This window comes from Escherichia sp. KCJ4928 (assembly GCF_004352695.1).
Classification (GTDB): Bacteria; Pseudomonadota; Gammaproteobacteria; order Enterobacterales; family Enterobacteriaceae; genus ECMA0423.
The window spans coordinates 1-333 of the sequence record NZ_SJWV01000688.1 but is presented as its reverse complement, the minus strand read 5'-3'; the positions used below and the strand labels follow the sequence as shown (position 1 = coordinate 333).

The 333-nt window shown below is 60.4% G+C and carries 1 protein-coding gene; it reads left to right on the top strand.

The annotated features are described in order from the left end of the window. A partial coding sequence (traW, locus tag E0D98_RS26265; protein WP_165941088.1) for a conjugal transfer protein TraW occupies positions 1 to 333 on the top strand: 333 nt, incomplete at both ends.

Genomic DNA, 333 nt, shown 5'->3' with positions numbered 1-333 from the left:
CCGTAGTGGCCAGCCAGCCTGTCACCACACAAATCATGCCGGAGCTGGCCGCCATTCAGGGCGTGATGGCAGAGATGGTCCGTATGCAGACAGCCACCGGCACAGCCATCAACCAGAGTTCAGAGAAACTGGCCTCTGTCATTGCGCAGGATGGGCAGGCCACCCGTCAGCAGATGATATTCAGTAATGAAACCCGCCGGCTTGAAGAAGCCCGGAAGAGCTTCAGCGTGCCGGACTCCATCTGCAGTGAATCCGCCTCCGGAGTTGCAGCTGAAAGTCGCCGTGCAGCAGCGTCTGCGGCTGCACGTCTGAGTCAGGGAGGAGGCGTCAGCA